The 26,469-nt window shown below is 59.1% G+C and carries 24 protein-coding genes and 2 pseudogenes; 23 read left to right on the top strand and 3 right to left on the bottom strand.

The genetic code is table 11. The features are described from left to right. Positions 1 to 3: 3 nt before the first annotated feature. The 8 genes from ACSQ36_RS32170 to ACSQ36_RS32135 all read left to right on the top strand — a co-directional run bounded on the left by ACSQ36_RS32170 (position 4) and on the right by ACSQ36_RS32135 (position 8,874). Positions 4 to 822 (top strand): fumarylacetoacetate hydrolase family protein, encoded by an 819-nt coding sequence (locus ACSQ36_RS32170; protein ID WP_436185178.1) that lies wholly within the window; start codon positions 4 to 6, stop codon positions 820 to 822. A gap of 52 nt (positions 823 to 874) precedes the next feature. Further along, on the top strand, positions 875 to 1,177 hold the full coding sequence (locus ACSQ36_RS32165; RefSeq protein ID WP_436185177.1) for a Dabb family protein: 303 nt from the start codon (positions 875 to 877) through the stop codon (positions 1,175 to 1,177). A 12-nt stretch (positions 1,178 to 1,189) separates the two neighbouring features. After that, positions 1,190 to 1,522 carry a cupin domain-containing protein gene (locus ACSQ36_RS32160; RefSeq protein WP_436185176.1) on the top strand — a complete coding sequence of 111 codons (333 nt, stop codon included), beginning with the start codon at positions 1,190 to 1,192 and terminating at the stop codon, positions 1,520 to 1,522. A 93-nt stretch (positions 1,523 to 1,615) separates the two neighbouring features. Then, positions 1,616 to 2,725: a mandelate racemase/muconate lactonizing enzyme family protein gene (locus ACSQ36_RS32155; protein WP_436185175.1), complete on the top strand. Its 1,110-nt coding sequence runs from the start codon at positions 1,616 to 1,618 to the stop codon at positions 2,723 to 2,725. Between the two features lie 158 nt (positions 2,726 to 2,883). Beyond that, the gene (locus ACSQ36_RS32150; RefSeq protein WP_436185174.1) at positions 2,884 to 4,167 is read left to right on the top strand and encodes an MFS transporter; all 1,284 of its coding nucleotides are present in this window, start codon (positions 2,884 to 2,886) and stop codon (positions 4,165 to 4,167) included. Between the two features lie 622 nt (positions 4,168 to 4,789). Then, positions 4,790 to 5,878 (top strand): porin, encoded by a 1,089-nt coding sequence (locus ACSQ36_RS32145; RefSeq protein ID WP_436185173.1) that lies wholly within the window; start codon positions 4,790 to 4,792, stop codon positions 5,876 to 5,878. A gap of 678 nt (positions 5,879 to 6,556) precedes the next feature. After that, positions 6,557 to 7,873 carry an ArgE/DapE family deacylase gene (locus tag ACSQ36_RS32140; protein ID WP_436186431.1) on the top strand — a complete coding sequence of 439 codons (1,317 nt, stop codon included), beginning with the start codon at positions 6,557 to 6,559 and terminating at the stop codon, positions 7,871 to 7,873. 68 nt (positions 7,874 to 7,941) lie between these two features. Continuing rightward, positions 7,942 to 8,874, top strand: coding sequence for a 2-hydroxyacid dehydrogenase (locus ACSQ36_RS32135; RefSeq protein ID WP_436185172.1), 933 nt, complete (start codon positions 7,942 to 7,944; stop codon positions 8,872 to 8,874). A gap of 21 nt (positions 8,875 to 8,895) precedes the next feature. On the opposite strand, the gene ACSQ36_RS32130 is transcribed toward ACSQ36_RS32135, so the two are convergent. After that, the gene (locus ACSQ36_RS32130) at positions 8,896 to 9,816 is read right to left on the bottom strand and encodes a LysR family transcriptional regulator (RefSeq protein ID WP_436185171.1); all 921 of its coding nucleotides are present in this window, start codon (positions 9,814 to 9,816) and stop codon (positions 8,896 to 8,898) included. Positions 9,817 to 9,979: 163 nt separating this feature from the next. Between ACSQ36_RS32130 and ACSQ36_RS32125 the strand changes: the two genes are divergently transcribed. The 15 genes and pseudogenes from ACSQ36_RS32125 to ACSQ36_RS32055 all read left to right on the top strand — a co-directional run. Further along, positions 9,980 to 11,569: an ABC transporter substrate-binding protein gene (locus tag ACSQ36_RS32125; RefSeq protein ID WP_436185170.1), complete on the top strand. Its 1,590-nt coding sequence runs from the start codon at positions 9,980 to 9,982 to the stop codon at positions 11,567 to 11,569. A 70-nt stretch (positions 11,570 to 11,639) separates the two neighbouring features. Next, positions 11,640 to 12,602, top strand: coding sequence for an ABC transporter permease (locus ACSQ36_RS32120; RefSeq protein ID WP_436186430.1), 963 nt, complete (start codon positions 11,640 to 11,642; stop codon positions 12,600 to 12,602). A 56-nt stretch (positions 12,603 to 12,658) separates the two neighbouring features. Beyond that, positions 12,659 to 13,489 (top strand): ABC transporter permease, encoded by an 831-nt coding sequence (locus ACSQ36_RS32115; protein ID WP_436185169.1) that lies wholly within the window; start codon positions 12,659 to 12,661, stop codon positions 13,487 to 13,489. Beyond that, positions 13,486 to 15,192 carry a dipeptide ABC transporter ATP-binding protein gene (locus ACSQ36_RS32110; protein WP_436185168.1) on the top strand — a complete coding sequence of 569 codons (1,707 nt, stop codon included), beginning with the start codon at positions 13,486 to 13,488 and terminating at the stop codon, positions 15,190 to 15,192. The genes ACSQ36_RS32115 and ACSQ36_RS32110 overlap by 4 nt, the downstream gene beginning before the upstream one ends. Before the next feature lie 106 nt (positions 15,193 to 15,298). After that, positions 15,299 to 16,336 (top strand): porin, encoded by a 1,038-nt coding sequence (locus ACSQ36_RS32105; RefSeq protein WP_436185167.1) that lies wholly within the window; start codon positions 15,299 to 15,301, stop codon positions 16,334 to 16,336. Between the two features lie 88 nt (positions 16,337 to 16,424). Further along, positions 16,425 to 17,432, top strand: coding sequence for an alpha/beta hydrolase (locus tag ACSQ36_RS32100; RefSeq protein ID WP_436185166.1), 1,008 nt, complete (start codon positions 16,425 to 16,427; stop codon positions 17,430 to 17,432). Beyond that, positions 17,393 to 18,160, top strand: a complete 768-nt coding sequence (locus ACSQ36_RS32095; protein ID WP_436185165.1) for an FMN-binding negative transcriptional regulator — start codon at positions 17,393 to 17,395, stop codon at positions 18,158 to 18,160. Before ACSQ36_RS32100 ends, ACSQ36_RS32095 begins: the two co-directional genes overlap by 40 nt. 1 nt (position 18,161) lies before the next feature. Then, positions 18,162 to 18,911 carry a class II aldolase/adducin family protein gene (locus tag ACSQ36_RS32090; RefSeq protein ID WP_436185164.1) on the top strand — a complete coding sequence of 250 codons (750 nt, stop codon included), beginning with the start codon at positions 18,162 to 18,164 and terminating at the stop codon, positions 18,909 to 18,911. 419 nt (positions 18,912 to 19,330) lie between these two features. Beyond that, on the top strand, positions 19,331 to 19,804 hold the full coding sequence (locus tag ACSQ36_RS32085) for a 2,4'-dihydroxyacetophenone dioxygenase family protein (protein ID WP_436186429.1): 474 nt from the start codon (positions 19,331 to 19,333) through the stop codon (positions 19,802 to 19,804). Positions 19,805 to 19,867: 63 nt separating this feature from the next. Next, complete coding sequence (locus ACSQ36_RS32080) at positions 19,868 to 20,566, top strand: SDR family NAD(P)-dependent oxidoreductase (RefSeq protein ID WP_436185163.1); 699 nt, start codon at positions 19,868 to 19,870, stop codon at positions 20,564 to 20,566. 460 nt (positions 20,567 to 21,026) lie between these two features. Beyond that, positions 21,027 to 21,704: a TetR/AcrR family transcriptional regulator gene (locus tag ACSQ36_RS32075; protein ID WP_436185162.1), complete on the top strand. Its 678-nt coding sequence runs from the start codon at positions 21,027 to 21,029 to the stop codon at positions 21,702 to 21,704. A 193-nt stretch (positions 21,705 to 21,897) separates the two neighbouring features. Next, positions 21,898 to 22,197: pseudogene (locus ACSQ36_RS32070) on the top strand (IS6 family transposase); the annotation flags it as partial. Between the two features lie 514 nt (positions 22,198 to 22,711). Then, positions 22,712 to 23,077: a hypothetical protein gene (locus ACSQ36_RS32065; RefSeq protein ID WP_436185161.1), complete on the top strand. Its 366-nt coding sequence runs from the start codon at positions 22,712 to 22,714 to the stop codon at positions 23,075 to 23,077. 3 nt (positions 23,078 to 23,080) lie between these two features. Next, on the top strand, positions 23,081 to 23,965 hold the full coding sequence (locus ACSQ36_RS32060; protein WP_436186428.1) for a reverse transcriptase domain-containing protein: 885 nt from the start codon (positions 23,081 to 23,083) through the stop codon (positions 23,963 to 23,965). Positions 23,966 to 24,028: 63 nt separating this feature from the next. Continuing rightward, positions 24,029 to 24,457 (top strand): annotated as a pseudogene (locus tag ACSQ36_RS32055) (IS6 family transposase); the annotation flags it as partial. A gap of 74 nt (positions 24,458 to 24,531) precedes the next feature. On the opposite strand, the gene ACSQ36_RS32050 reads toward ACSQ36_RS32055, so the two are convergent. Together ACSQ36_RS32050 and ACSQ36_RS32045 are read right to left on the bottom strand one after the other, a co-directional pair. Then, positions 24,532 to 25,449, bottom strand: a complete 918-nt coding sequence (locus ACSQ36_RS32050; protein WP_436185160.1) for a DMT family transporter — start codon at positions 25,447 to 25,449, stop codon at positions 24,532 to 24,534. After that, positions 25,446 to 26,465, bottom strand: coding sequence for an alpha/beta hydrolase (locus ACSQ36_RS32045; protein ID WP_436185159.1), 1,020 nt, complete (start codon positions 26,463 to 26,465; stop codon positions 25,446 to 25,448). The genes ACSQ36_RS32050 and ACSQ36_RS32045 overlap by 4 nt, the downstream gene beginning before the upstream one ends. Between the last annotated feature and the right edge of the window lie 4 nt (positions 26,466 to 26,469).

Genomic DNA, 26,469 nt, shown 5'->3' with positions numbered 1-26,469 from the left:
CACATGCGTATTGTTTCTTTCTTACAAGACGGGCAGCACCGCATCGGCCTGCGCAATGGCAATCAAGTCAGGGTGATCACCGACCCGGCGATCCGTTCACCTCTTGAGCTTATCAGGGACGGTACGGGGGCTCTCGGACAGATTTATCCTTTGGACGCGTTGCATCTGCTGCCTCCTATTCCTCAGCCCGGCAAAGTGATTTGCCTGGGCCTGAATTACGCCGACCATGCGAAGGAAGGCGGCAATCCGATTCCCGACTACCCGGCAGTCTTTCTGCGTGCGACATCGTCTCTGGTCGGGCACGGTCAGCCAATCCTGCGTCCGGCCAATTCCGACAAGCTGGATTACGAGGCTGAACTGGCGATCGTAATCGGCCGTAAGGCGAAGAATGTATCCGAGGGTGATGCCCTGACATGCATAGCGGGATATGCTTGCTTCAACGACGGCACCATACGTGACTATCAGCGTAAATCCACGCAGTGGACCGTCGGCAAAAACTTTGACGCCACCGGCGGTTTCGGTCCCGATCTGGTCACGGCGGACGAATTGCCGATCGGTGCTCATGGCCTGCGTGTCTTGACGCGCCTGAACGGCAAGACCATGCAAGATGGCAATACCGCCGACATGATCTTCAGCATTCCCCGCACTATCGCGCTTCTGTCGGACGCAATGACGCTGGAGCCTGGCGACGTAATCATCACCGGAACGCCAGCGGGTGTAGGCTACGCGCGCAAGCCTCCGGTATTCATGCAACCTGGTGATATCTGCGAGATCGAAATCGAGGGCGTGGGTACGCTCTCCAATCCGATCTCCGCCGCCTGAACAGCTAGCGGCGGAAAGCGCAAGGCCGAATCAATCAGCAATCCAGAGGATCATGATGATAAAGCATACCGTGATGTTTCGGTTCAGAAGTGACTTGGACGATGAGGTTAGGAAAGCTCTCATCGCCGAGTATAAATCGTTCCCGAAAACCTTCTCCTCAATGCGCAATTTTTCTTTCGGAAGAAACATCAGCGAAAGAGATAACACCTTCGAATACGCGTTCTCAGTAGAGTTTGAAAATGAATCGGCTCTTAGAGCCTATCTCTCGAGCAAAGAGCACGAAGAGCACGTCGTAGAGCGCTTTCGACCGGCTATTCAAGCAAGGGCAATCGTAAGTTACGAGATAAACGACTAAGGGAGAATCCCGTTGGACATTCAACGAATTAATTGGAATCTCGCTCCGTGGACGAAAGTACGCGAAGGCGTCGAGCGTAAAGGATTCTCGGGCAACGGAGCGACGATTGCCTTGAACAGGCTGTTGCCCGGGCATGAGCCGCGTCCCCATTCGCATCCCCACGAGCAGATCGTTTACATCGTCAGCGGAAATGTGCGTTTTCACGTTGGCGACGCCGTCTACCTGCTGGGTGCGGAAGAGCTTCTAGTGGTACCACCGAACGTTGAACATTGGGCCGAGGTGATCGGGGACGAACCGGTCATCAACATCGATGTATTTTCTCCAAGCAGGCCGGAATATTCGTGATGCCCATAAGCCATCATTGCCCCTGAACCGCTGTCTGGCAACACATTGTAAGCCTGGAAGAGACCGGCAGGTCCTTCGACTGGAGAGCCGTTGATGAAAATTACCTCGATAGAAACCATGGTTGTGGCGGTACCATTTTCGGTGGACGGTCAACAGAACATGTTCGCCGGCCGACCGTGGACGACGCTGGACACCTTGTTGGTCAAGATTACGACGGAAGATGGCCTGATCGGGTGGGGCGAGGCGTTCGGGCATGTCGCCATCCCGAGTACCAAGGCGGCGCTCGACAGCGTGGTGGCGCCGCTTCTGATCGGTGCCGACACTACCGATATTGGCTCCTTGATCGCTCAGACAGCGAAAAAATTGCATCTGCTTGGCAGGAGCGGGCCCTTCATCTACGCCCTCTCCGGGATCGATATAGCACTTTGGGACATTGCGGCAAAGCGTGAAAAGAAGCCGCTTTATGAATTACTGGGGGGCCTTAAGCACACCCGGTTGCCTGCCTACGCCAGCTTGATCTGGTATGGCGATAGCAAGCTGGTTGCCAAGAACACCGCGGCGGCCTGCGAAGCTGGCTATCGTACCGTCAAGCTTCACGAAATTTCTCGAGAATCGCTGCTGGCGGCGCACAAGGCCTGCGGCGGACAGGCAGAGATCATCCTCGACACAAACTGTCAATGGTCGGGAACAGATGCCGTCTCTGTCGCTCGTTCGCTCGCTCAGGACGGACTGTTGTGGCTCGAGGAACCGGTTTGGCCACCGGAAGACTTTCATGCGTTGGCTGAAGTTCGCAAGCTAGGCGTGCGGGTTGCTGCAGGGGAGAACTGCACGCTGCTGAGCGATTTTCAACGCATGTTCGACGCGGGCGCCGTGGATGTCGTGCAACCGAGCGTAACGAAGATTGGCGGGATTACCGCCATGCTTGCCGTCATTGAGGCGGCTAAAAGGTCCGGTGTCGAAGTCGTGCCCCATAGCCCCTATTTTGGACCAGGGTTTCTGGCGACGCTTCACATTGCGGCCTCTCGACTGCGGGCCCCGCCGATCGAAGTATTGTGGATGGATATGGAGCCAAGTCCGTTCGATCCGTGGATTCGGCCGCAAAATGGTTGGCTGTCTCTTCCGGAAGGCCATGGTTTGGGATGCGATCCGAATCTTTCCTTGCTCGAGCGATATCTCACTGCCGGGCCGACCGTCGCCCGATAGTTTACTCACGCGAAGGATTGGCCGGCATGCCAAAGAAACCATCCTTAGGCGATCTGTCCTTGCAGACGCTTTCTAGTCCTTAATTTTATAAACGACATCGCGCCGTGGGCCACGCCGTGCGCGCAGACAATAGTCGCCACTAACAAACTGGAGGAGATATGACAGCCAAGACCTTGGAACCTACATACAGCACAGAAGTAGGGACGAAAGTCTCCTACCGAATATCCATTTATATTCTGATTTTTCTCTTGGCTTCATTAAGTTATATCGACAGGGTCGTTGTATCGGTAGCTGCACATCCAATCGCGACGGAATTTGGCTTGTCGCCAGTGGCCATGGGGTATCTCTTTTCGTCATTTTTGTGGGGTTATGTTTTATGTGTCGTGCCCTTCGGCGTGTGGATCGACCGGGTGGGTGCCAAGCTTCCGATATCTGTTGGCGTCGCGGTATGGTCGCTTGCCACCGTCGGCACGGGTATGGCCGCTAGTTTCCCGTTGCTGCTTTGCTCTCGCCTGGCTCTCGGCGGTGGCGAAGCAGCCGGCACGCCCGGCGTGAGCCGGGTTATCCGGGATTGGGTGCCTGTCAGGGGACGGGGCCTTGCCTTCGCCTTGTATAACAGCGGTTTCTATGCAGGACCTGCGATCGGTGCTGTAAGCCTGGCCGCGTTGATGGCGTGGATAGGATGGCGCGGCACATTTGCGGTCAGCGGGTTGACCGGCATAATCTGGCTGGCGTTTTGGCTGTTGTTCTATCGAAATGCTGCTTCTCACTCCCCTGACAGAACCGTTCCCGAGTCCCTTGCACCAACAGAACCCACCGGCGGCGCTACAACGACGCTTAGCCAGTTCACGGCGATTCTTTCGTCGAGTTCGATGTGGGGCGTGTTCGTGGCTCAAGGCACTGCGGTCTACGCGCAGTATTTGTTTCTGTCCTGGTTGCCATCTTATCTCCAGGCAACCCGGAATATTTCCATCAGGGAAATGGGCCTTTACACTTCTGTGCCCTACGTGGCGGCCATTGTCATCGGATTGACCGTTTCCCGTCTGAGTGATCGCACTTTGAATGAAAAGACCGCAGCTTCGGGAAAGCGCCGCTGGCTGTCGGCAGCCAGCATCATCAGTGCGTCTATCGTTCTGCTCATTCCATTCGTCGAACCGCTATGGCTAGTGCTGGCCATCATCAGTATTTCACTAGCGGCGGTGGCGACAGCGGTTGGCCTGAACTTCTCGCTTTTGACCGATCTTGTGTCTAGCGAGTCCAATCAGGGCAAAGCGATGGCGATCCTGACTATCGGCGCCAACGGATTCGGTCTCATGGCTCCGATAGTGACCGGCTACGTCATCGCATCAACGGGTACTTATAACTGGGCCTTCGTGATAGCCGGTCTTTTGCTTGTTACTGGCTCGCTCGCCGTACTGACTGCCAAAAGACCAATCGGATAGCTTTTTGCATGGGCAGCATACGTCCGTCAGAAAATGATTGTGCGGAGGATATCTCTGTGCCAGTGCTGTCTTGCGATCGCAGTTGGATGTTGTGCCGCAGAAGGCCGTAGCAGTAAGCCATTGCGACGCTGTAGGTCTTACAAGGCCTATGGAACGACGCTTCAATTGCTTGGATAGGGGGAGGGAAGCAGTTCAAGCGGTTGGACTCTCGGTGGGATAAGTCGCCTTGCGATGCATGATTCGTCCATTGAGCTTGCGCAACCTTAAGAAAAGAATGACTGAAAACGGAAAAATGGGTTGATCACTCAGCGGTGCTTTGCTCGAAGATCGAACTCTTACCGCAGAGTGAGAAAGCGCTTGGCCCATGCGAACGCGCGGTCGGCAATAGTTTACAAATTGATGAGAATTACATGCACCTCCGATGCGAATCAATGTCTCTATATCGGGCCGTAGACGAGATCTCCACATACTCATGTTATCCATCGGGCTACTGGATTGAGGTAGGTTTGCTTTGCGGACTAAGGCAGCTGACGAAACAAATTTTTAGTTTAATTTAATTGATTAGTATTACTATTAATATATTGATTTTATGGCTACAAGAATAATTTTCTGGAGACGAATAATGAAAACTTCCATCAAGGCGGCGTTGCTGTCGTTGGCTGCCATCGCATGCTCGCTGGTCAGCATGGGCACCGCCTACGCGCAAAGCAATGTGACGCTGTACGGTTTGATCGACGAAAGCCTCAACTACGTGAGCAATGAAGGCGGCCACAGCGCTTTCACGCAAACGTCCGGCAACGTGCAGGGCAGCCGCTGGGGCATCAAGGGTACGGAAGACCTGGGCGGCGGCTACCAGGCCATCTTTACGTTGGAAAATGGCTTCGCGCTGAACAACGGGGCATTCGGTCAGGGCGGCCTGGAGTTCGGACGCCAGGCTTTCGTCGGACTCACGACGCCCGCCGGCACGATCACGTTGGGACGGCAATACGACTTCCTGATCTACCTGTACTCGATGACCAACCTGTTCAACGCCGGTACGTACGGTTTCCATTTGGGAGATTACGATCGCCTCGGAGGGGAACGGCTCAATAACGTCATTGCCTACCAGACCCCGACGTTCGACGGGTTGAAGGTGGGCGTGCTCTACGCGCCGGGCGGCCAGCCCGGCCATCTGGCGGCAGGCAGCGCGCAAAGTTACGGCATCTCATACAGCAGCGACAATCTGAATCTCGCCGCCGCGTACACGAGCGTGAACAATACGACCATCACGCCGGCCGCGACGATCGGCGTACCCGACCTGTTCGGCACGCCACAAAGCGGAACGGTTGCGCTCAACCGGATTTCGACTTTCGCGGCAGGAGGCAGCTACAAGTTCGGTCCCGCGTTGCTGCATGGCGTGTATTCGCTCACCGACATGAAGGGCGGTAATTCAACCGCCGTGCTGAGCACCTGGGAGGGAGGCGTTACCTATTGGCTGACGCCGGCGGTATCGGTGCTCGGCGGCTACGCCTACTCGAAGCTGAATGAAACCCGCTGGGGGCAATACATGGTCTCGGCTGACTATTTCCTCTCGAAGCGAACTGACCTCTATGCCCTGCTCAACTATGAGCACGTGCATGGCGGCGACGTCCAGGCTACGCTGTTCACGGCAACGCCTTCGAGCGGTGGCAACCAGACCATCGTCAGCCTGGGCATCCGGCATCGGTTCTGACGCGTCGCTCCAAGTTTTCGCTGCGGGACCGTTTTCGCAGGCCAAAAACGGTCTGGTTGAGCTCTGTCGATAACTATCCGTTTTCTTTGTTACTCAAACGCCGTCTGAACGGCATGCGGGTGGCGTTGACGATTCGGCAGCCGCCAATCCGGGAAGTAGGATGTTTTATTGTTTTGCGATGAGAGTCAACAATATAACCACAAGGAAAATGGATCCCTTCGCGCCGTACATCACACACTCGACGGGCATTGCTGCTATGTCCAGCCACGCCAGCCACCGGATGCGGACTCCCCTCAGCAGGGTAGAACAATGATCCCAGCGCTTGGCTATCGTTTCTGCAGGAAATAGTCTTCCTCCAAGCCGACAGTAGCGCCGATGTTCTACGCCGTTGTACGAACGTCCATTTTGACTACCGTCGTAACGGCTTCCACAATCGATGGATGTTCTCCGATCTCGCCGCAAGTCGCCCCGAACGCATTCTTCAATCCGTATAAGGTAACGGCATCGTCGGCCAATTGTTTTGGCATTGGACACTATTGACCCGCATTTATACTCTTGCGCCGTGTCGTCGCCTGGCATGCGTGGTGCCGCTTCCGGACAGGTCGTGGCAGCGCTGCCGTGCGACGAGGTCAACGACTACAAGGAGAACCCGTGGCACTCACGCCGTCCGATTTGCCGATGCCGGCATCCGTCGCTATCTCAGCCGCACAGATCGTCGCTGCGGTGCGCGCGACGATCCCATATATGACCGATACGCTGGCACGGTTCGTTTCAGTGCGGAGCTTGTCCGGCGAGGAAACGCCGGCAGCGGAATTCATCGAAGATGTCCTTGGGGAGCTTGGACTTGCTTCCGAGCGCATCGTGCTGCGTACGGCCCTGCTCAGGGAGGAGCCGCTCTTTTCTCCGCCATGCTGCGCAGATGGCGGCCGCTACAACGTACTCGCCACGCATCGTCCAACCCGCGGCGGCGGTCGCTCAGTGTTGTTCAATGGCCACCTCGACGTGGTGCCCGCTGGTCCCGCAGCGTTGTGGAGCAGTCCGCCTTTTAGCGGCGAACTGCGCGACGGATGGCTGTTCGGTCGCGGCGCGGGAGACATGAAGGCAGGCCTCGTATGCGCATTTTCCGCCTACCGGGCGTTGCGCATCCTCGGCGTTCAGCCGGCTGGCGTAGTCGGTTTCAACGGCGTGCTCGAAGAAGAGAGCACCGGCAACGGCACGCTCGCCACCGTGTCGGCGCTGCGTCAGGCGATTGATGCGGCGAAACTCACCGCGTTCGATGCGGTCGTGATTCCCGAGCCGACCGGGGAAGCCTTGGTCGAGGCTCAGCTTGGCGTGTTCTGGTTATACCTGGACATTACCGGCAAGCCCGCGCACGCAGCCTATATGAGCACCGGCGTGAGCGCGCTGGAAGCGGGCCTGCGCATCATCGACGCTCTCAAGGCTCTCGAGCGCGAATGGAACTTGCTGGCGCATCGCCACGCGCGGTATCGCGAGCACGATCACCCGATCAACTTCAATGTCGGGCAGTTGCATGCGGGCGACTGGAACTCGTCGGTGCCGAGCACGTGCACGCTCGGCTTGCGTCTGGCCTGCTATCCGGACATGCCGATCGACGAGGCGAAACGGCTCGTCGAAGCGCATGTCCGAGCGGCTCTGGACGCGTTGAGTCAGGACGACATTCGCGTCGAATTTCGCTACGAGGGATTTCACGCGCCGGGCTGCGAATACGACCTGGACGAGCCCGCGATGCAACGGCTGGCCGACGCGCATGCGCGTGTGAATGGCGTGCCCGCTCGTCGCATCGCGCTGACCGCGACCACCGACGCGCGTCACTTCAGGAAGATGCTTGAAGTACCGGTGACCTGCTACGGACCCATCGCGGAAAACGTGCATGGCTTCGACGAATGCGTTTCGATTGAAAGCATGGTGAACGTAGCGACCGTATTCGCTCAGTTCATTGCCGACTGGTGTGGTTTGGAGCCCGGCGGCGTGTAGCCCGGTGCGTCGAGATGGCGGCCTGAGTGCGTCTGCGCGCTCCGGATTTCTTCCCTGTTTCCCTGAACATGACGACGATCCTACTTTGCAGTTTGACGCATGACCTTTCGCGTCTGCAATCGATTCTTCAGCGCACCGCTCCTGAGTTCGACATCCAGGTCTGGCCCGCGCCCGGCCTCGATCCCGACGACGTCGGTGCCGCCGTGTGCTGGTATCCGCCGTCCGGCGTGCTAAGCGGATTCCCGCGCCTGCGGATGATCTCTTCAGTGGCTGCCGGCGTCGACAGCATACTGGCGGATCCGCAACTGCCGGAGGTGCCGGTGTGTCGCGTGATCGATCCGAACCTGGCGCCGGGCATGGCCGAATACGTCGGCTGGGCGACGCTTTACTATCACCGTGGCTTCGATGAAGCCGTGGCCTCACGCCGCCTGCGCGAATGGCGCACACCCGAGCAGCGGGCCGCGGCGCAGACGCGCGTCGGCGTAATGGGACTCGGGGTGCTGGGCCTCGCGGCGGCCAACTTCCTGCGAGGACTGGGCTTCGACGTCAGCGGATGGTCACGCACCCAAAAGCAAGGCGGCGACATCGCGACCTTTGCCGGCATCGAAGAGCTGCCCGCGTTCCTCGCTGATCGGGACATCGTGGTCTGCCTGTTGCCGCTGACGCCGCTCACGCGGGGCATCCTGGGCAAGTCCACCTTCGCGCTGATGAAGCGCGGCGCCGCGCTGATCAACTGCGGACGTGGTGAACACCTGGTCGCGTCCGACCTAGTCGCGGCGCTCGATGCCGGCCAGCTACGCGGCGCGGTGCTCGATGTATTCCCCGTAGAACCGTTGGCCGCCGACAGCCCGCTGTGGAGCGATCCACGGGTCGTGGTGACGCCGCACATGGCATCGGCGGCGCGTCTGGAGGTAATCGCGGAACAGATCGTGGCGAATGCGCGTAAGGTCTTCGCGGGTACACCGCCGCTCAACACGGTCGACCGTGTCCGTGGCTACTGAGCGGCATTGCTGGCAGCACGCCTAGCGGCGTTCGAGATAGGTCTGCAGCTCGCTCACCAGTTGCTCGAGGGTGCTCGCGCCATAGTGTGCCGGATCCCACGCGGCGTACAGCGTCACGGCGAGTCGTGCGAGTTCGGGCCGCCCGGATCCGCCGGGGTCGGCGCCGCCCGGCTCTTCGATGTCGACGCCGAACGCACCGAACTGCGCCTGGTCGGTCGTTATTGCGACGCCTTGTCCGCTTGCTGCGAGCGCGAGGATGGTATGGCCGTCATCGCATTCTTCGAGCCGGTCGTAGCGCAGCCCGTGCTGGGCCACGACCATGTCGAGCATGCGCCGGCTCACGCTGTGCGCGGTGTGTGCGATCAGCGGCTGCGCAAGCAGAGCGGCGAGCCCGATGCGGGTCACGCGTTGTTGTGCCCACTCATGATCCGGCGATACATAGGCGCGCAACGGGAACCGGCCCAGCACGCGAAAAGCGAAATCCTTAGGGCACGGCGCCGGCGAGATTACCAAGTCGTTGCCATTGAGCAGGGTGTCGTAGACGTGGAAATGATCGACCTCATGCGTGAGGATCATTGGCGCGGTGCTGGGCAGTGTCGCGAGAAATGGGGCGACGATCGTGCGCACCGTGGTGGGCGTTGCCGTCACGTGCAGGCGCCGCACCTGGCCACCGGCGAGCGCGCGGGCAGCGGTGTCGACGTGCCGCGCCATGGTCAGCAGCGAGCGTGCCATTGGCACGAATTCGCGGCCCGCTGGCGTGAGTTGCAGCCGGTTGCGGGTGTTATGGAAGAGCTTGAGGCCCAGTTCTTCCTCGAGCGTTTGCACGTGCCGGCTGAGCGCCGGCTGTGCGATGAAGCACTGGGCGGCAGCCGCGGTGATGGTCCCGGTGTCGACGACGGTCAGGAAGTACTCGATACGGCGCAGGTTCATGACGGCAAGCATATAAGACAAAGGCATCGTCAGCCAATTGTTTCGGTATTGGACGGAGCAATAACGGATTTATACCCTTGCGGCTGACGATTCGGTATTCGGTCTTTGATCATCCGGGCGGCACTGGCCGGCAAGCGGTTCTTACAGCAATTAGCGTTTTGACAGAGGAGCAGGAATGAAGAAGCGAGACTTCAACAAGCTGCTGGTCGCGGCCGCCGCAATGGGCCTCGTCGAGTTTCCATTGGGCATCACGCGGGCGATGGGCCAGACGCGCGGGGGAACGCTCAACTCGATCCTGCAGCCCGAGCCGCCGATGCTCAATATCGCTGTCAATCAGCAGACGCCGACGCAAACCGTCGCCGGCAAAATTTTCCTCAGCTTGCTGACCTACGATTTCAACCTCAAGCCGCTGCCGAGCCTCGCTACGTCGTGGGACGTTTCCGCCGACTCGCTGACCTATACGTTCCATCTCGCTCAGGGCGTCAAATGGCACGACGGCAAGTCCTTCAGCGCGGATGACGTAGTCTATACAGCGACAGAATTCCTACCGCAAACCAGTCCGCGTGCGCGCGACATATTTGGCCGCTGCGCGTCCATTACCGCGCCCAATGCGAACACGGTGGTTTTCAAACTGAAAGCGCCGTTCGGTCCGTTCCTGAATGCGTTCGACATTGCCAACTTGCCGGTGATGCCGAAGCATATCTACGCGGGCACCGACGTGGTCAAGAACCCGGCCAACCTCAAGCCGATCGGTACCGGACCATTCAAATTCCAGGAATGGGTCCGCGGTTCGCATATCCGCCTCGTACGCAACGACGATTACTTCAAGAAAGGCCAGCCGTATCTCGACGCGATTATTTACCACATCGTCCCGGACGGTGCGTCCCGTGCGCTCGCGCTGGAAGAGGGCGACGTCCAGCTTACCCAATGGACAGATCTGGAACTATTTGACGCACGCCGCCTGGCCGCCGAACCGCAACTGGCGATGACGATCAAGGGTTACGAATACTTCTCGCCGATCATGTGGCTGGAGATGAACAACCGTGTCCCGCCGATGAACGATAGACGATTCCGACAGGCAGTCATGTACGCGATCGACCGTGAGTTTATCCGCTCTAAAATTCTCTACGGATTCGGCCGGGTCGCTACCGGTCCGATCAATTCGCGCACTCGGTTCTACGAGCCCAACGTCAAGAAGTACGAGTACTCACTTGCCAAGGCGACCGCGCTGCTCGACGAGATGGGTCTCAAGCCGGACGCGAGCGGCGTGCGCGCACGGATCAGCTTGGTAGTTGCGCCGTATGGCGAAATGGTCAGCCGTGCTTGCGAATTCCTGCGCGAGTCGCTGGGCAAAGTCGGCATCGCCGTGACGCTGCAGACTACGGATGCCGGCGGATGGTCACAGCGCATCGCGAACTGGGACTACCAGATGACCATCAACTGGCTATATCAGTTCGGCGACCCTGCGCTTGGCGTCACCCGAAGCTACGTATCGTCGAATATCCGCAAGATCCTGTTCTCGAACACTGAGGGTTATTCGAATCCAGAAGTCGACAGGCTGGCCGATCAGGCCGCCGGCGAGACGGTCGATGCAAAGCGTCAGGCGCTTTACAGCCAGATGCAGAAGATCCTTGTGGAAGACGTGCCGATCGCGTGGCTGGTGGAGCTGGAGTTCCCGACAATCTACGACAAGCGCTTGCAGAACCTCGTGACGACCGCGATCGGCATTCACGAAAGTTTCGATAACGTCTATTTCAAGGGTTGATGCAATGAGTGCGGAAGTCATGCAGCCTGCCGTGGCTGTGCGGTCCGGGCGAGCGCCATGGAATTCGGCGATGGCGCTCTCCACGCAGATCATCAAGATGATCTGCATCGTGTTGCTGATCGCCGTGTTCAATTTCCTGCTGATTCGCGCGGCGCCGGGGGACCCTGCGCTTGTGATTGCCGGCCAGTCGGGTGCGGTCGACGCGCAGTTCGTCGAGCGCATCCGCAGCGAGTACGGGCTCGACAAGCCGCTCGTGGTCCAGCTCGGCACATATCTCGACAAGATCGTGCATCTCGACCTTGGTTATTCGTACCGGCAACAGCGTTCGGTGCTTTCGCTGATTCTTGAGCGTCTACCAGCGACGCTGCTGCTCGCGCTCAGCGCATTCGCGCTGTCGCTGCTGGGCGGTATGCTGCTCGGCTGCCTTGCCGGCGTGAGAGCCGGGCGATGGTTGGACACGGTCATCACGGTCATCTCCCTCGTGGTGTATGCGACGCCCGTGTTCTGGCTCGGCCTGATGATGGTTCTGCTGTTCGCGGTGCGTCTGCCGTGGCTGCCGGCGTTCGGGTATCGGGACGTCTCACGCGAACTCACCGGCTGGGCGGCCGCGATCGACGTAGCCCGGCATCTGGTGCTGCCTGCTGTGACACTTGGCATGCTGTATCTCGCGGTCTATACGCGGCTGATGCGGGCGTCGATCATCGAGGTTAGTCACCAGGACTACGTGAAGACTGCCCGGGCGAAGGGCGCCTCACCTCGCCAGGTTCTCTGGCGGCACATGGTGCGCAATGCGTTGCTGCCGGTCGTGACAATGGCCGGTCTCCAGGCTGGGACGCTGATCGGCGGCTCGGTGGTGATCGAAACGGTATTCGCGTGGCCCGGACTCGGACGGCTGACCTACGAAGCGGTGCTGGCGCGCGATTACCAAGCGCTGCAGGGTGTCTTTTTCGTGCTGTCGGTCGTGGTGGTCCTGTTCAATTGGCTCACCGATCTGCTGTATCGGGTCGTCGATCCGCGCATTCGAGCTGCCTAGCCGCACGGCAACGCCGATGCCGCGTCCGCTTACGTCTCCTTCATCAGGATCCTGTTATGCAAGCACTGATTCGTTCCTATCTGCGCCACCCCAGCGGTGTCATCGGCCTGGTTATCCTGCTGGCGATCATCGTGCTGGCGGTGTTGGCTCCGGTGATCTGTCCGGGCAGTCCGTGGGATTCAGCAGGCCAGCCGTTTATGCCTCCCGACAGCCCCGGCTTGCTGCTCGGTAGCGACAGTCTCGGTCGGGACATCGCCTCCGGTATTGTCCACGGCGCCAGCGTGTCGCTGCTGATCGGCTGTGTATCGACGCTTGCCGCCGTGTCGATCGGATTGGTGATCGGTGCAACCGCCGGGTATCTGGGCGGCCGCATCGGCGACTGGCTGATGCGCTTTACCGAGCTCTTTCAGGTGATTCCAGCCTTCCTACTGGCGATCCTCTTGGTCGCGATCCTCACACCGTCGATCAAGACGCTCACCGTGGCGATTGCGCTGGTGAGCTGGCCGCAGCTTGCGCGCCTCACGCGCGCCGAGTTCATGGCGCTGCGCGAACGCGAATTTGTCCAGGCTGCACGCTGCCAGGGCGAGTCCGGAATGGCAATCGTGCTGCGCCAGATACTGCCCAACGCGTTGTCACCGATCATTGTCACCGCGTCGCTGAGCGTGGCAAACGCAGTGCTGATGGAGAGTGCGTTGAGCTTCATGGGGCTGGGAGACCCGAACCTGATGAGTTGGGGTTTCATGATTGGCGAAGCACGCACGATGATCCGCGTTGCCTGGTGGATGAGCGCCTTTCCGGGGCTGGCCATTCTGCTGACGGTGATGGCGATCAACCTAGTGGGCGAAGGCCTGAACGATGTCCTTAACCCGAGAATATCGCGTCGATGAAGAACTCCATTACTTTCCCGGACCAGCAGGATACCCCGTTGTTGGCGGTCCGCAATTTGTCGATTGCACTCCCGAGCGCGGCGGACCGCGACCGGGCCGTCACTGATCTGTCGTTCGACGTGCGCGAAGGTGAAATCGTCTGCCTCGTTGGCGAGTCGGGCTCGGGCAAATCAATGACCGCGCATTCGATACTTGGGCTGCTGCCGCGAGGCGTGCGAACGCTGCCCGGGACCAGCGTGTCCCTGGCCGGCAAGCAACTAGTCGGACTCGACGATGCGCGAATGCGCGGCCTGCGCGGTCGCGACGTTGCGATGATTTTCCAGGATCCAATGAGCGCGCTCAATCCCTTGCAGACTATCGGTCGTCAGCTAACCGAAGCAGTTCGCCTTCATGACGGCGGTCGTTCGCCGGTCCGCGAATTTGATGAGCGCTGCGCGGAGATGATCGGCTCGGTGGGTTTGCCATCTCCGCAACAGATCATGCGCAGCTTCCCGTTCCAATTGTCGGGCGGACAACGCCAACGTGTAATGATCGCGATGGCACTGCTCAACGGTCCGAGGCTGCTGATTGCTGACGAACCGACTACCGCACTGGATGTGACGACCCAGCGACAGATTCTCAATCTGTTGCGTCACATGCAAGTCGAGCGGCGCATGGGTGTTCTGTTCATCACGCATGACTTTGGCGTGGTGGCGGACATTGCAGACCGGGTGATCGTGTTGCGTCAGGGCCGGCTCGTCGAGCAGGGAACGCGCGAGCAGATTCTCACGCGTCCGGCGCAGCCGTATACGCGGCAATTGATCGATGCCGTGCCGGGGCGCCGGCCGAGCGTTGGAGCCGCGGTCCAGGACATATCGCGCCGGGTCGCGCCGCCGATGCTCGAAGTTGCTGGCCTGTACAAGACTTTTGTTTCGCGCAGCGGCTGGTTCAATCCAGCGCGCGTGGTGGTGGCTGCCGACGACATCAACTTCGTGGTGCGCGCGGGCGAGACTGTATCGATCGTCGGCGAATCGGGTTCGGGCAAGACCACGCTCGGGCGCATGATCATGCGGCTGACCGAGCCCGATGCTGGCACCATCAAACTCGCCGGGAACGACGTGTTGCAGGCATCTGGCGCGCAGTTGCGCGCGTATCGGCGCCAGGTGCAGATCGTCTTCCAGGATCCATTCGCCTCGCTCAATCCGCGCCAGCCTATTGGCGACGCCATCATGCGGGGGCCGGTCGCATTCGGCATGCCGCGTGCCGATGCCCGCGCACTCACCGCCCGCTTGCTGGAGCGTGTCGGGCTCGGTGCTGCGGCGATACCGCGTTACCCGCACGAGTTCTCGGGCGGCCAGCGCCAGCGCATTGCGATCGCACGCGCGCTGGCGCTGCGGCCGCGTGTGCTGATCGCCGATGAGGCGGTGTCCGCGCTCGATGTGTCAGTGCAGGCCCAAGTGCTCGCGTTACTCGAGGAACTTAAAAACGAACTCGAGTTGACGATGCTGTTCATCACCCACGACTTGCGCGTGGCGGCGGAAATTTCTGACCGGGTCATCGTGCTGCAGCGGGGACAAGTGGTGGAGGAAGGTTCATCCGCACAGATCTTTGGTGCGCCTCAGCACGCGTACACCCGCCAATTGCTCGATGCGATGCCGGGCAAGGAGATTTTCGCGCATCCCGGCGATGCGACGCGGTCCGCCTGCGCCAGTCCGGCGGCTTGACGCGGCCGTGATCGGCGCGCTGCCATCGATGTGCCGGGTTTAAGAATTTTATTTTTCGGAATTTATAGGTCTACTAATCATTTACATAATTTCATGGAGGTTTCGAATGCGATTTAAATCGATGCTTGGGCTACTCGCGTTGGCACCTGCCCTTTCCTATGCACAGAGCAGTGTCACGCTCTATGGAATGCTCGACACCGGTATCCAGTACCTGAACCATGCGAATTCGGCTGGCAACTCCCAGGTCGGCATGATCAACGCGGGCTTCTGGCCGTCACGCTTCGGCTTGCGTGGCCAGGAGGATATCGGCGGTGGCACCACGGTGCTGTTTCAGCTTGAAAACGGCTTCGACTCGACCAGCGGCGCGCTCGTGTCATCCGGGACATTGTTCAACCGGACCGCACTGGTCGGTTTGGGCAACAACGGCTTGGGCACGCTGACCGCCGGACGCCAATACAGCGTTCAGTACGACAAGACGCTGAACTACGATCCCACCTCGCTCGCGTCGTATTCGATCCTCTCGATCGATCCGATTCCACTCACGACCTTGCGACTGAACAACTCAGTCAAATACCTGTCGCCAACACTCGCCGGCCTCAACGTCGAAGCGATGTACGGCTTTGGACAACAGCTGGCCGGCAACACGGAGGCTGGTCGCTATATCGGCGCGTCGCTGGAATACGTGGTGGGTCCATTCGCGACGCGCTTCGTGTACGAAGAGAGCCGCGGTACGGTGGGCACCGGCATCGATCAGTCAGGGCTCGCCGATCGCCGCTACAGCCTGGCGGCGCGCTGGTCAGTGCCGAACAGCTACATCGTGTCGGCAGGCGTTACGCGAGTGGGTGGGGATCTGCAACTGACGCCGCGCGGTACCGTGTACTGGGCGACCGGCGGCGTGTGGTTGTCGCCGGATATCAATCTTGACCTGACAGCGGGGCGATACGACTATCAGGGAAAGGGCCAGCACTCGCAGATGCTTACGACGAGCGGTCGCTATTTCTTGTCGAAGACCACTTATCTATATGCAAACGTTGGGTACATGGCTAACCAGGGCAATGCCGACCTCAGTATCTACAACTATGCGACGACCGAGGCCGGAAAGAATCAGCTTGGCATGTCGTTCGGTATCAACAAGCGCTTCTGAGCACGGGACTGGATATCCAGCATACAGCGGCGATGGGCGGCGTGAGCCGTCGGGCGCTGTCATTCACAGATTTCATAGCGGAGTAACCATGGATTTTGACGATCCCGCCTTCACCATCCCTACCGGCTCGCCAGCGCCGCTCGATCCGCAGATTGCCTCGTTCATCGAGCAAATGGCGGCGGAGGGTCGCAAGTATCCGCGTCGCGATACCTTGCCGATCGCCGAGGCGCGCCGCGTTGCTGAAAAAGTGCGCGCGCCGTGGGCTGCGGGTGGCCCGGCGATGGCGCAGGTGGACGAGCAGCGGGTGCCGACACGCCACGGTGACGTGCGTATCCGCGTCTATCGTCCGGCGGTGTGCCATCAGCCGGGCGCGTTGATCTACCTACCCGGTGGCGGCTTCGTGCTTTTCAGTGTCGACTCCCATGACCGTCTAATGCGCGAGTATGCCGAGCGAGCTGGCATAGTCGTAATAGGCGTCGATTACCCGCGTGCACCCGAGGCGCGGTTCCCCCGCCCCCTTGAAGCTTGCATTGATGCCGTGCAATGGATCGCCGCAAACGCGTCCGCGTTGCGCATTGATGCGGGCCAGCTTTTCATCGGCGGCGATTCCGCGGGAGCGAACCTCGCGGTCGGCGTCGCGCTGGCATTGTGTGGCGAAGGTGGCCAATGCGAAGTCGCATTGGCAGGCCTTGTACTGAACTATGGGACCTTCGGCAACAACCTGTTCCGTAATTCCGTGGTGCGCTACGGCGCGGGCGATTACGGCCTGTCCGCACACATGATGATCTGGTTTCGCGGCATGTACATCGAACGTGGACAGGATTTGCGCGACCCGCGCTACGACCTGATGCGGGCTGACGTTGCGGGCCTGCCGCCGGTGTGGATGGTCATCACCGAATGCGATCCGCTGCATGACGACAGCGTCGCGTTCCAGCGCAAGCTTGAGCAGGCTGGTGTCGATGTACTGGCCACCACCTATCGCGGCACGGTACACAGTTTCCTCGAAGCGGTGTCGATTGCCGAGGTGGCCGCGACCGCATTCGATGACACCGCGCAATGGCTTCATCGAACGGCCGCCCGCGCGTCGGGTGGCTGACAACGCAAGACCGGGAAACGGGCAGCGCCCGCCACGCCGGAGAGGTTTCGTATCTGGAGAGCAACACGATGTATATCAAACCACCCTATGCCGAGGACGATCTTTCAGTCCTGCACACGCACATGAAAGACTGGAGTTTCGCGACCCTGATCAGCCGCTCGAATGCAGGCCTGCATGTCTCTCATTTACCGTTCCTGATTGACCCGCAACGGGGTCCGCTGGGAACGCTGACCACTCATCTGGCTCGCGCGAATCCGCATTGCGATGCATTGCACACCGCGATCGAGGTCGTGGTTGTCTTCAATGGTCCTCATGCGTTCGTCTCGCCGAGCTGGTATCGCGAGCAAAGGACGTTTCCTACCTGGAACTATGCGGCGATCCACGCGCACGTCCGGATTGAATGGATTGACGATCCGGAAGCTATTCGCGAGGTGCTCACGCGTACGGTCGTTACGTATGACACGCCGGTCGGTGGATCATGGTTATTTGGTGCGATGCCGGAAGATCTCATCGCGCCGCGGCTTCGCGCGATCGCGGGCCTCGATCTGACGATCACCGGCATTGAAGGCAAGTTCAAGCTGAACCAAGACCGTTCGGCGGACGACCGCCACGGTGTGATCGCCGCGTTGCGACGGGAGGGTACTGCTCAAGACAAAATGCTGGCGCAATTGATGGCTGACAGAGAGACAGTCCGGCCTATACATAACGATGACTTGGTCGGGAATTAAGATGACAAACCCTATTGAACCCGGCCTCGAGCCGGGGCGAAACGACGCGGAGATGAAGGCGCGGCGTGACTTGTCGACGCTATACAGGCTTGTCGCCCATTTGCGCATGACGGATCTGATCGACACGCACATCAGCGCGCGCGTGCCAGGCACCGCGAACCAGTTCCTGATCAATCGCTACGGCGTGATGTTTCATGAGATGACGCCGGATGACCTAGTGAAGATAGATATCGATGGAAATCCGGTCGAGGAGGGCGACGAGGAAAGCCAGAGGATCAACTCGGCAGGCTTCACGATCCATTCGGCAATCCACTCGGCGCGGCACGATCTGGCTTGCGTCATCCATACGCATACCGTAGACGGCATTGCGGTTGCATGCCAGCAGGACGGCCTGTTGCCGATCACTCAACACGCGCTGCGCTACTACAACAGGATTGGCTATCACGCGTACGAAGGAATCGCGCTGGACCTTGAAGAACGAGAACGACTGATTCGCAATCTCGGGCGACACGATGCGATGATCCTGCGTAATCATGGATTGCTGGCTGGGGGGAAAACCATCGCCCAAGCCTTCGTGAACATCCATTTCCTCGAGCGCGCGTGCCAGGCGCAAGTGAAGGCAATGTCGGGCGGTGCGGGGCTTACGTTTCCTTCGCCCGAGGTTTGCGAGCGTACGGCGCAGCAGTTTGAGCGTCCTGGCGGACTGGAGTATTGCGAGAGGGCCTTCGTGGCTGCGCAGAGGTTTCTATAGTGTCACGCTGTCGTGCGTCGCACGGTTTGCCGTGCAAGAGAAAGTCATTTTCTCAAGAATGACCGTGTGATCGAGGACATGGGGCGCGACGCCTCGGCTCCGGTAGGTGACTTGGTGTTCCTTCGGCGAGCGTCCGATTGGGCGCCGGAACATCGCGGTGAATGCGCTGGACGACACGGCGCGCTGGCTTTGCGTGCAGGTAACCGTTTGATCCGACCGGGAGCGGTTAACCAAGCCTGCGGTTGCTACCGATAACGTTAGTTGCTGCGCGGACTCGCACAATGACTGCCGTGCGTCGGAGATCCGCGATGAATCCATCCACGTTTTGCTTTTTAACACAGGAGTTAAAATTGCCCGAATTCACTGGCGGAAAGCCAGACCAAACGGCCGTCCCTTATCAACTGCCGCAGTCCGCTTTCATGTTGCCTGACTTGATACACCTGGGTGTTCTCGGCGATTGGTTGGCCGACGATAAGCTCTGGGTGCCGATCACCCCCTCAGTCGCATTCAAGCCGCTGCTCCTGAGCGCAAGCCAAGGCTATTTCGTCACATTGCTACGAGTTCGTCAGAGCGGTGTATTGTCCCGGCACCGGCATGCCGGGCCCGTCCATGCGCTGGTTCTCAAGGGACGCTGGTATTACCTCGAACACGACTGGGTCGCCGAACAAGGCTCGTATGCCTACGAGCCCGCAGGCGAAACTCACACGCTATACGTTCCGCCGGACGTCAACGAAATGATTACGTGGTTTCATGTCACCGGCGGCTATACCTACGTCGACCCGCAAGGGCAGGCCTTGGGTTACGAGGACGTGTTCACGCGCATCGAAGCGGCAAAAGAGCACTACGAGGCGATCGGCCTCGGCGCCGACTATGTGAAGAGGTTCATTCGTTAGTCCGATTTTTTCATCGCCTTGCTCCGCGTAGCGAGCAAGAGCAGAACTTGGCAGAAAGTGGATATGACTCAACTCATCGCGGTTGTGACGGGCGGCGGTACCGGCATCGGGCGCGCCGTAGCCGAGGAATTGTCCCGAGGCGGTATGCGCGTGCGCTGCCTGGGAATGGATGCAGATCCCGACCTGCATCGTGATCTGGAACTCGTGCGCGCCGATGTCACGAGCACCGACGCCGTGCAGGCAGCGCTCGCGGATCTAGATACCGTGGCGGTCCTGATTAATGCGGCCGGTATCATCAGGCACGAAGGACGGGAATTTACGCCTGACGGCTTCGGCTCTGTCATGGACGTAAACCTGAACGGCTCACAGCGCTTGATTGCCGTCTTGCAGGAGCGTTTGATCGCGTCGCGCGGCGCAGTGGTCAATATCGCTTCGATGTGGAGCTTCTTCGGTTCGGCCAAGAATCCAGCTTATGCCACCAGCAAGGCTGCCATCGTCGGCCTGACCCGCTCCTACGCGGTGGCGCTCGCGAGTTATGGGGTGAGGGTGAATGCGGTAGCGCCGGGCTGGATTCGCACGGAACTATCGGCCGGTGCGTTGGACGACCCTGTGCGCAGCGAGGCGATTATGGCGAGGCTGCCGATGGGACGCTGGGGAACCCCGCAGGAAGTCGCGCGAGTGGTGCACTTTCTGTGCTCGGACAAATCGCGGTACGTGACGGGAATCGTGCTCCCGGTGGACGGTGGGTTTGCGGTAGCTTGAGCTGCGTTGTCAGGTCTGCAAATACCTTGGATGCTTCAGTTTCCCTGCTCGGGGATCTCTTTCATTGTAGCGAGACTCTCGACTTCGTTTTATCTCGGCACTCAAGGGCCGAAGTGACTCCTTGGTACTTGATCTTTTTTGAATCCTCGTTTTTGACTACCGTCTCCGATTGCCATATAGGTCCGCTCGCACGCGACAAACCCAGTCAGTCAGGTGTTTGATAAGCTACAGTTGCATATTCGGGCAGGTCCGGCGATTGGATGCCTCCACGAGGTGCAGTGAGGCCTCGTTGCCTGGAGGAAGTCGACAGGTGCCTGTTGAGCAACATGCGAGGAGGATACCTGTTGGGCGGTTCGCTACCGTCACTTTGCTTTGAGCGCCGGAAAATTTCAGGTCGAGGCGGTTTTGCCGAGAGACCGGCGAGAAGCAGTATTAACGGGATTAACAGGAGGGAGATTCGATGGTTATGCAGGCGACGACGAAGTCCGGCGAAAGGAACAAGCCGGAAATCCGTCGGCCGACCCAAGAGCGGGGCAAGCAGCGGTATGAGGATATATTGAACACGGTCGAGGTCCTGTTGCAGGATCGAGACCCGTCAGATATCGGTATCTACGATATTTCGGCCAATCTCGGTATTTCGCCGCAGAGCGTCTACCATTTTTTTCCTGAAGTTTCGCTCGTCTTTGTTGCTCTTGCAGAACGCTATTTGGCGTCGTTTCGTGCTGTAGAAACCGCCGAACTCGGTCATTTCGAGTCGTGGCAGGATTTGCTGAAGGCGCAACACGCCGGAATGCTGGAGGTGTTCAGCACAAATCCCGCAGTACGCAAAGTGCTCCTGGGCGTCGGATACTCGTCAGAAATCCGCCGGCTCGACCAAGAGAACAACCGGATTTTGGCCCAGCATCTCCTCGATGGATTTCGTCGACATTTCATCTTGTTTGATCTGCCTGACCTGCACGAACGCTTTGTCGAAATGGCTGCTATCAATGACGCGATTTGGTCGCTTTATCTACTGCGGGGAGGAGTGATCGATCCTGAGGCGGAGCGCATCGCGCACCGCGCGCGCGTTGCGTATTTGCGAACTGTGCTGCCTGAATATCTAACGCCGCGCTCGGACGAACTCGGGAAAGCTGGATGAGGGTGTCCCAGCCAAAATAGCGCTGGCGATAGTGCGCGTGGTTGCACGACCCGTCAACGTGCCGGCAGAGTCAGCAGCGGGGTTGCCGAAATGCCCACGGCATTGCTGTCCGAGCGTGGCGCTAACTCCATGGGTTCTGTCGCAGTAAGCCGATCTCCTATGGTGGTCGGTTCCGAGACGAGCGATGTAACGAATGACCAAGACCCCGAACGCCACTGTGAGCAAGGCGCTAAAGCGGCTGCATTACCCGCTGGATATAATGCTGACATGCGTACGTTGGTACGTCGCCTATCCGTTGAGTCTGCGTCATCTGGAAGAAATGATGTCCGAGCGGGCAGTGTCGGTCGATCATTCGACGGTGCACCGGTGGGCTATCAAATTGCTGCCTGCGCTCGGTAAGGCATTCGGACCGTAAAAGAAAAAGGTTGGTCGAAGTTGGCGAATGGATGAGACCTACATCAAGGTCAAGGGCGAATGGAAGTGTGTGTCACGAACACAAGCGAGGAGCTTGTGATGCTGTACTGAAGATGGAAGTTGGCCTTCCGAAGCCGGCCTGCAGGGGCAGGCTTCAAACCGCCCGGTGCTGCTGCGTTCAAAAGGCGTGGTAGTGAGCGACCGTGGAAAAGTCAGCCGTTGAGGATGGCAGATAAGTATTGAGAAGATGAACGAAAGTGAACCGTCCGATGACGCATCGTTATTGCCTTAAAGCACTGTCAAAACTGGGGACGACTTCCAGCTCCAGGATAGGTCGGGACGATACCTGCTTACGGTCCCGATGGCAGTCGGTGTATAGGCGGCATGATCTCAATACAGGCTTTGGTACGGAACGTGAGAACCTTGCTCTGGATGTGAAGGGAAATGACAAGTGGCAGACACCATGAGAAAGAATACCGATGCCAGAGTGAGGGGCGGAGCTGCCCGTAGTAGTGTTGAAGCCGTTGTAATGATGGTGGAGCGAAGGGGCGGCGTTATCCGGTTGACGAAGGTCACCAACCTGCATTGCGGGGATGAGTGACGTGACATCAACAAAACCCTATTGCATAGCAAAGCGTATGGTGTGGGAAGCGTATCAACTGGTGAGGGCTAACCGTGGCGCTGCCGGCGTGGACGATGAAACGATCGCCATGTTCGAGCAGAACTTATCGGGAAATCTTTACAAGCTGTGGAACCGGATGTCGTCGGGGTCGTACTTCCCGCCGCCGGTTAAGCAGGTTGAAATTCCGAAGGCCAAGGGCGGCACTAGGAAGTTGGGCGTTCCCACTGTGTCTGATCGAGTTGCGCAAAGCGTGGCCAAGCTCATGATTGAGCCGGTGCTCGATCCGATATTCCATGAAAATTCCTATGGATACCGGCCGGGCAAGTCGGCAAAATAGGCGATTGCCGTCACGCGAAAGCGTTGCTGGCAGTACGACTGGGTCGTTGAGTTTGACATTAAGGCGGCATTTGACTGGATCGATCATGCGTTGTTGATGAAGGCGGTGCGACGCCACATCAAGGAAGACCGGATCTTGCTGTACATCGAGCGGTGGCTAATTGCGCCGTTCGAGACTGCGGATAGGACTCAGTTGCCACGGGCGCGGGGCGTTCCGCAAGGCGGAGTGGTCTGCCCCATCCTGATGAATCTATTCATGCATTATGCGTTCGACCTCTGGATGGAGCGAACTTATCCTCACTCTCCTTTTGCTCGGTATGCCGATGATGCGGTGGTTCATTGCCGCAGTCGGGCACAGGCAGAAGAACTGATGCGAGAGATCGCATCACGACTGGAGGAGTGCGGATTAACAATGCATCCGGAGAAGTCGCAGATCGTGTACTGCAAGGATAGCAACCGTACCCATGTGTATCCGAACGTGCAGTTTACGTTTCTCGGTTTTACGTTCAGACTAAGAGTGGCATCCAGCAAATACAACCGGCGATTTACCAGTTTCCTGCCAGCGGTGAGCAAAGATGCATTGAACCGGATGCGGCAAAAAGTGCGGGGTTGGCGAATACATCGTCGGACACCAACGACACTTAATGACCTTGCGCAGCAATGTAACCTGACGATGCAAGGGTGGTGGAACTACTACGGTGCGTTCTATCAGACTGCGATGCACGAGCTCTTCCAATACGTTGACGGAAGGCTTGAGCAATGGGCCAGACGCAAGTATAAGACACTGTCGGGCCACAGGCGCCGTAGTGTGGAATGGCTCCGCAAGATGAAAAGGTCCGTGCCGCGGATGTTTGTCCACTGGCGTGTCGTCGAAGGACTGGTTGGATAACGGGAGCCGTATGACGCGAGAGTGTCACGTACGGTTCTGCGAGAGGTTCGGGGCGAAACTCCCGGGCCTACTTACCACCTCTATCGGGCGGTGGACAAGGCGGGCAAAACCATTGATTTCCTGTTCAGAGCCAAGCGGGACAAGGCCGCGGCCCTGCGCTATTTCGAAAAGGCGATCGCTGGAAACGGCGTACCGGAGACGGTGACGATCGACAAGAGCGGAGCGAATCTCGCAGGGCTAAATGCGATCAATGCTGATCGCGAAGTGCCGATCAAAATTCGATAATCGAAGTATCTGAACAACGTGGTGGAGCAGGACCATCGAGCGATCAAACGCATCGTACGACCAATCCTAGGATTCAAGAGCTTCCGTTGCGCCTGCATCATTTTAGGCGGTATCGAACTCATGCACATGATAGCGAAGGGGCAGATGAAGAGTGACGATGGACGGCGTCGTTCAGTCGCCGAGCAATTCTACGATCTCACGAAATAAGCATTCCTATCCGTTCTGTCTCACTTCCACCTAATTTCCTTACTGGACAGAACCCGGAAACGAGAGTATGAGTCTCAGCCACCACGAGCGCGTACGGCAACGATGAGTCCGGCTGTCAGGATGACCAACCCAGCAAGCTGAGCAGGCGAGGGAAGGTCACCGGTCACCGGGATGCCGAGCAGCATTGCCACACCCGGCGAGAGTGCCGGGAACAGAGCCGCCCGGCTGGGACCCAGGTCCTGCACTGCCCGTGAGAAAGCAAACAGCGCAACCACACCGGACAGGCCGCCTTGGGCAATGATTTGAACAACGAGTACAGCCATACTGGTGGTAGTGAAGATCTGGAGTCCGGAGCAAGCGAGATAGACCGGCGTATAGACGGCCGCCGACAACACAGAGACGACCGCGGTGGCGGGAAGCGGCGCGATATCCCAGCGTCGCTGCAGCACTGAAAAGAGTGCCCACATTGATCCGGCCAGTGCAAAGAGCGCGTCGCCGAGCCATGCTATCGAGCTGCCATGCAGCAAGCCGGGACCTGCTGTGACAGCGAGCCCGAATACCACGACAGCGAGTCCCGTCAATCGACTTGCGCTCGGACGCTCACGGAGAATCACGGCTGCGAGCAGAATGCTGACCAGGGTCAGCATGCCGAGCTGGATCACCGCTGCGTGTGCCAGTGGCGCGAAGTAATAGCCGCTGGCGCTCACGATGATGAACAAAGGGCCGGCAAGCGCAGCGAGGCACAGTCCCTTGCGCCAGCCCACACCGGCGAGGCGGCGCGGGGAATGCCGCAGCAGCCAGGGTAGGAGAAGCAGCCCCGACGTCAGATAGCGCAGAAAGGCGAGATCGGTTGCCTTCAGGCCAGAGCCAATACCGTAGCGGGACACAACAAGAAAGCCGCCCCAGATCAGTGTAGCTGTCAATCCGAAGGCTAATCCCTGGTAGCGTACGCCGACTCTACGACCGGCGACGCTAGTATGGATGACAGTCACTGCGCGTCTCCAGCGGCCGCCAGACGTGTCTGGATGAACTCGCCACTGTCCTTGAGCGCACGGCGGGCATCGGGTACGAGGCTCGGGAACAGTTGCCACTGGTGCACCATGCCGGGCCAGACTTCGGCCGAAACTGCTACGTCGTCCATCGCGGCCACTCGCGCGATACGCAGGCTGTCGTCGAGCAGGATTTCGCCCGCGCCGACCTGCAGAAGCAGCGGCGGCAATCCGTGCAGGTCGGCGAACAAGGGCGACGCGTCGGGGCTGCGCGGATCGACGCCATGCATGTAGATACGGGTTACGTTTAGCAGTCCATCGCGGGTTAGTACCGGGTCTCTATCGGCGTTTGTTCGGGTCGATTCTCCCGACGCGGTCAGGTCCATGATCGGACTCATCGCGACCATCGACGATGGCAACGGCCGGTGTGCCGCGCGCAGCCTCAACGCCAGTTCGAGCATAAGGTTGCCGCCGGCCGATTCGCCTGCAAGTGCGATATTCGAGGCCGAATAGCCTTGTTGCAGCAGCCATTCGTAGCTGGCGACAGCGTCGTCGATCTGGGCCGGATAGACGGCTTCGGGCATGCGCCGGTAGTCGATTAGCAATACGTCGGCTTGAGCGTCCTTCGCGAGCGTGGCGGCGAGCACACGATGGCTGTCGCTGGAGCCGCTATAGAAGCCGCCGCCATGCAGATACAGAATCACGCCACGCCTGTGTGCGCCGGACGCACTGCCATTGTCCGGCGAGATCCACTTGCCGGACACGCCGTTCGCGCTGACCGTGCGGATCGTCACGCCATCCGGAACCGGGAATCTCGCCATCAGCTTTTCGAAGGCGGCCCGCCGGTCGATGAAGTCGTGTGTGCCGACGAGGGATTGTTGACGCATGGCGTTGACGGCAGCGATACCGTCGCTACTTGACAGCGGGGCGCTTTGCGCCTGCACAGCGGTAGCGGCGAGCGTGACGGCTATCGCTGACGCTGCCGCAAAACCACGCGCGGAAATACTTCGGGATTTCATGATT

It is taken from the genome of Caballeronia sp. LjRoot34 (assembly GCF_964253815.1).
Taxonomy (GTDB): Bacteria; Pseudomonadota; Gammaproteobacteria; order Burkholderiales; family Burkholderiaceae; genus Caballeronia.
Note: the sequence above shows the minus strand (reverse complement) of the source record. Positions and strands in the feature narration are given on the sequence as shown.

What these genes read in the sequence shown, in the direction of transcription:
- ACSQ36_RS32170 (WP_436185178.1), top strand. Translation starts at nt 4, where the DNA reads ATGCGTATTGTTTCTTTCTTACAAGACGGGCAGCACCGCATCGGCCTG.
- ACSQ36_RS32165 (WP_436185177.1), top strand. Translation starts at nt 875, where the DNA reads ATGATGATAAAGCATACCGTGATGTTTCGGTTCAGAAGTGACTTGGAC.
- ACSQ36_RS32155 (WP_436185175.1), top strand. Translation starts at nt 1,616, where the DNA reads ATGAAAATTACCTCGATAGAAACCATGGTTGTGGCGGTACCATTTTCG.
- ACSQ36_RS32150 (WP_436185174.1), top strand. Translation starts at nt 2,884, where the DNA reads ATGACAGCCAAGACCTTGGAACCTACATACAGCACAGAAGTAGGGACG.
- ACSQ36_RS32145 (WP_436185173.1), top strand. Translation starts at nt 4,790, where the DNA reads ATGAAAACTTCCATCAAGGCGGCGTTGCTGTCGTTGGCTGCCATCGCA.
- ACSQ36_RS32140 (WP_436186431.1), top strand. Translation starts at nt 6,557, where the DNA reads ATGCCGGCATCCGTCGCTATCTCAGCCGCACAGATCGTCGCTGCGGTG.
- ACSQ36_RS32135 (WP_436185172.1), top strand. Translation starts at nt 7,942, where the DNA reads ATGACGACGATCCTACTTTGCAGTTTGACGCATGACCTTTCGCGTCTG.
- ACSQ36_RS32130 (WP_436185171.1), bottom strand. Translation starts at nt 9,816, where the DNA reads ATGCTTGCCGTCATGAACCTGCGCCGTATCGAGTACTTCCTGACCGTC.
- ACSQ36_RS32125 (WP_436185170.1), top strand. Translation starts at nt 9,980, where the DNA reads ATGAAGAAGCGAGACTTCAACAAGCTGCTGGTCGCGGCCGCCGCAATG.
- ACSQ36_RS32120 (WP_436186430.1), top strand. Translation starts at nt 11,640, where the DNA reads ATGGCGCTCTCCACGCAGATCATCAAGATGATCTGCATCGTGTTGCTG.
- ACSQ36_RS32115 (WP_436185169.1), top strand. Translation starts at nt 12,659, where the DNA reads ATGCAAGCACTGATTCGTTCCTATCTGCGCCACCCCAGCGGTGTCATC.
- ACSQ36_RS32110 (WP_436185168.1), top strand. Translation starts at nt 13,486, where the DNA reads ATGAAGAACTCCATTACTTTCCCGGACCAGCAGGATACCCCGTTGTTG.
- ACSQ36_RS32105 (WP_436185167.1), top strand. Translation starts at nt 15,299, where the DNA reads ATGCGATTTAAATCGATGCTTGGGCTACTCGCGTTGGCACCTGCCCTT.
- ACSQ36_RS32100 (WP_436185166.1), top strand. Translation starts at nt 16,425, where the DNA reads ATGGATTTTGACGATCCCGCCTTCACCATCCCTACCGGCTCGCCAGCG.
- ACSQ36_RS32095 (WP_436185165.1), top strand. Translation starts at nt 17,393, where the DNA reads ATGGCTTCATCGAACGGCCGCCCGCGCGTCGGGTGGCTGACAACGCAA.
- ACSQ36_RS32090 (WP_436185164.1), top strand. Translation starts at nt 18,162, where the DNA reads ATGACAAACCCTATTGAACCCGGCCTCGAGCCGGGGCGAAACGACGCG.
- ACSQ36_RS32085 (WP_436186429.1), top strand. Translation starts at nt 19,331, where the DNA reads ATGTTGCCTGACTTGATACACCTGGGTGTTCTCGGCGATTGGTTGGCC.
- ACSQ36_RS32080 (WP_436185163.1), top strand. Translation starts at nt 19,868, where the DNA reads ATGACTCAACTCATCGCGGTTGTGACGGGCGGCGGTACCGGCATCGGG.
- ACSQ36_RS32075 (WP_436185162.1), top strand. Translation starts at nt 21,027, where the DNA reads ATGGTTATGCAGGCGACGACGAAGTCCGGCGAAAGGAACAAGCCGGAA.
- ACSQ36_RS32065 (WP_436185161.1), top strand. Translation starts at nt 22,712, where the DNA reads ATGAGTGACGTGACATCAACAAAACCCTATTGCATAGCAAAGCGTATG.
- ACSQ36_RS32045 (WP_436185159.1), bottom strand. Translation starts at nt 26,465, where the DNA reads ATGAAATCCCGAAGTATTTCCGCGCGTGGTTTTGCGGCAGCGTCAGCG.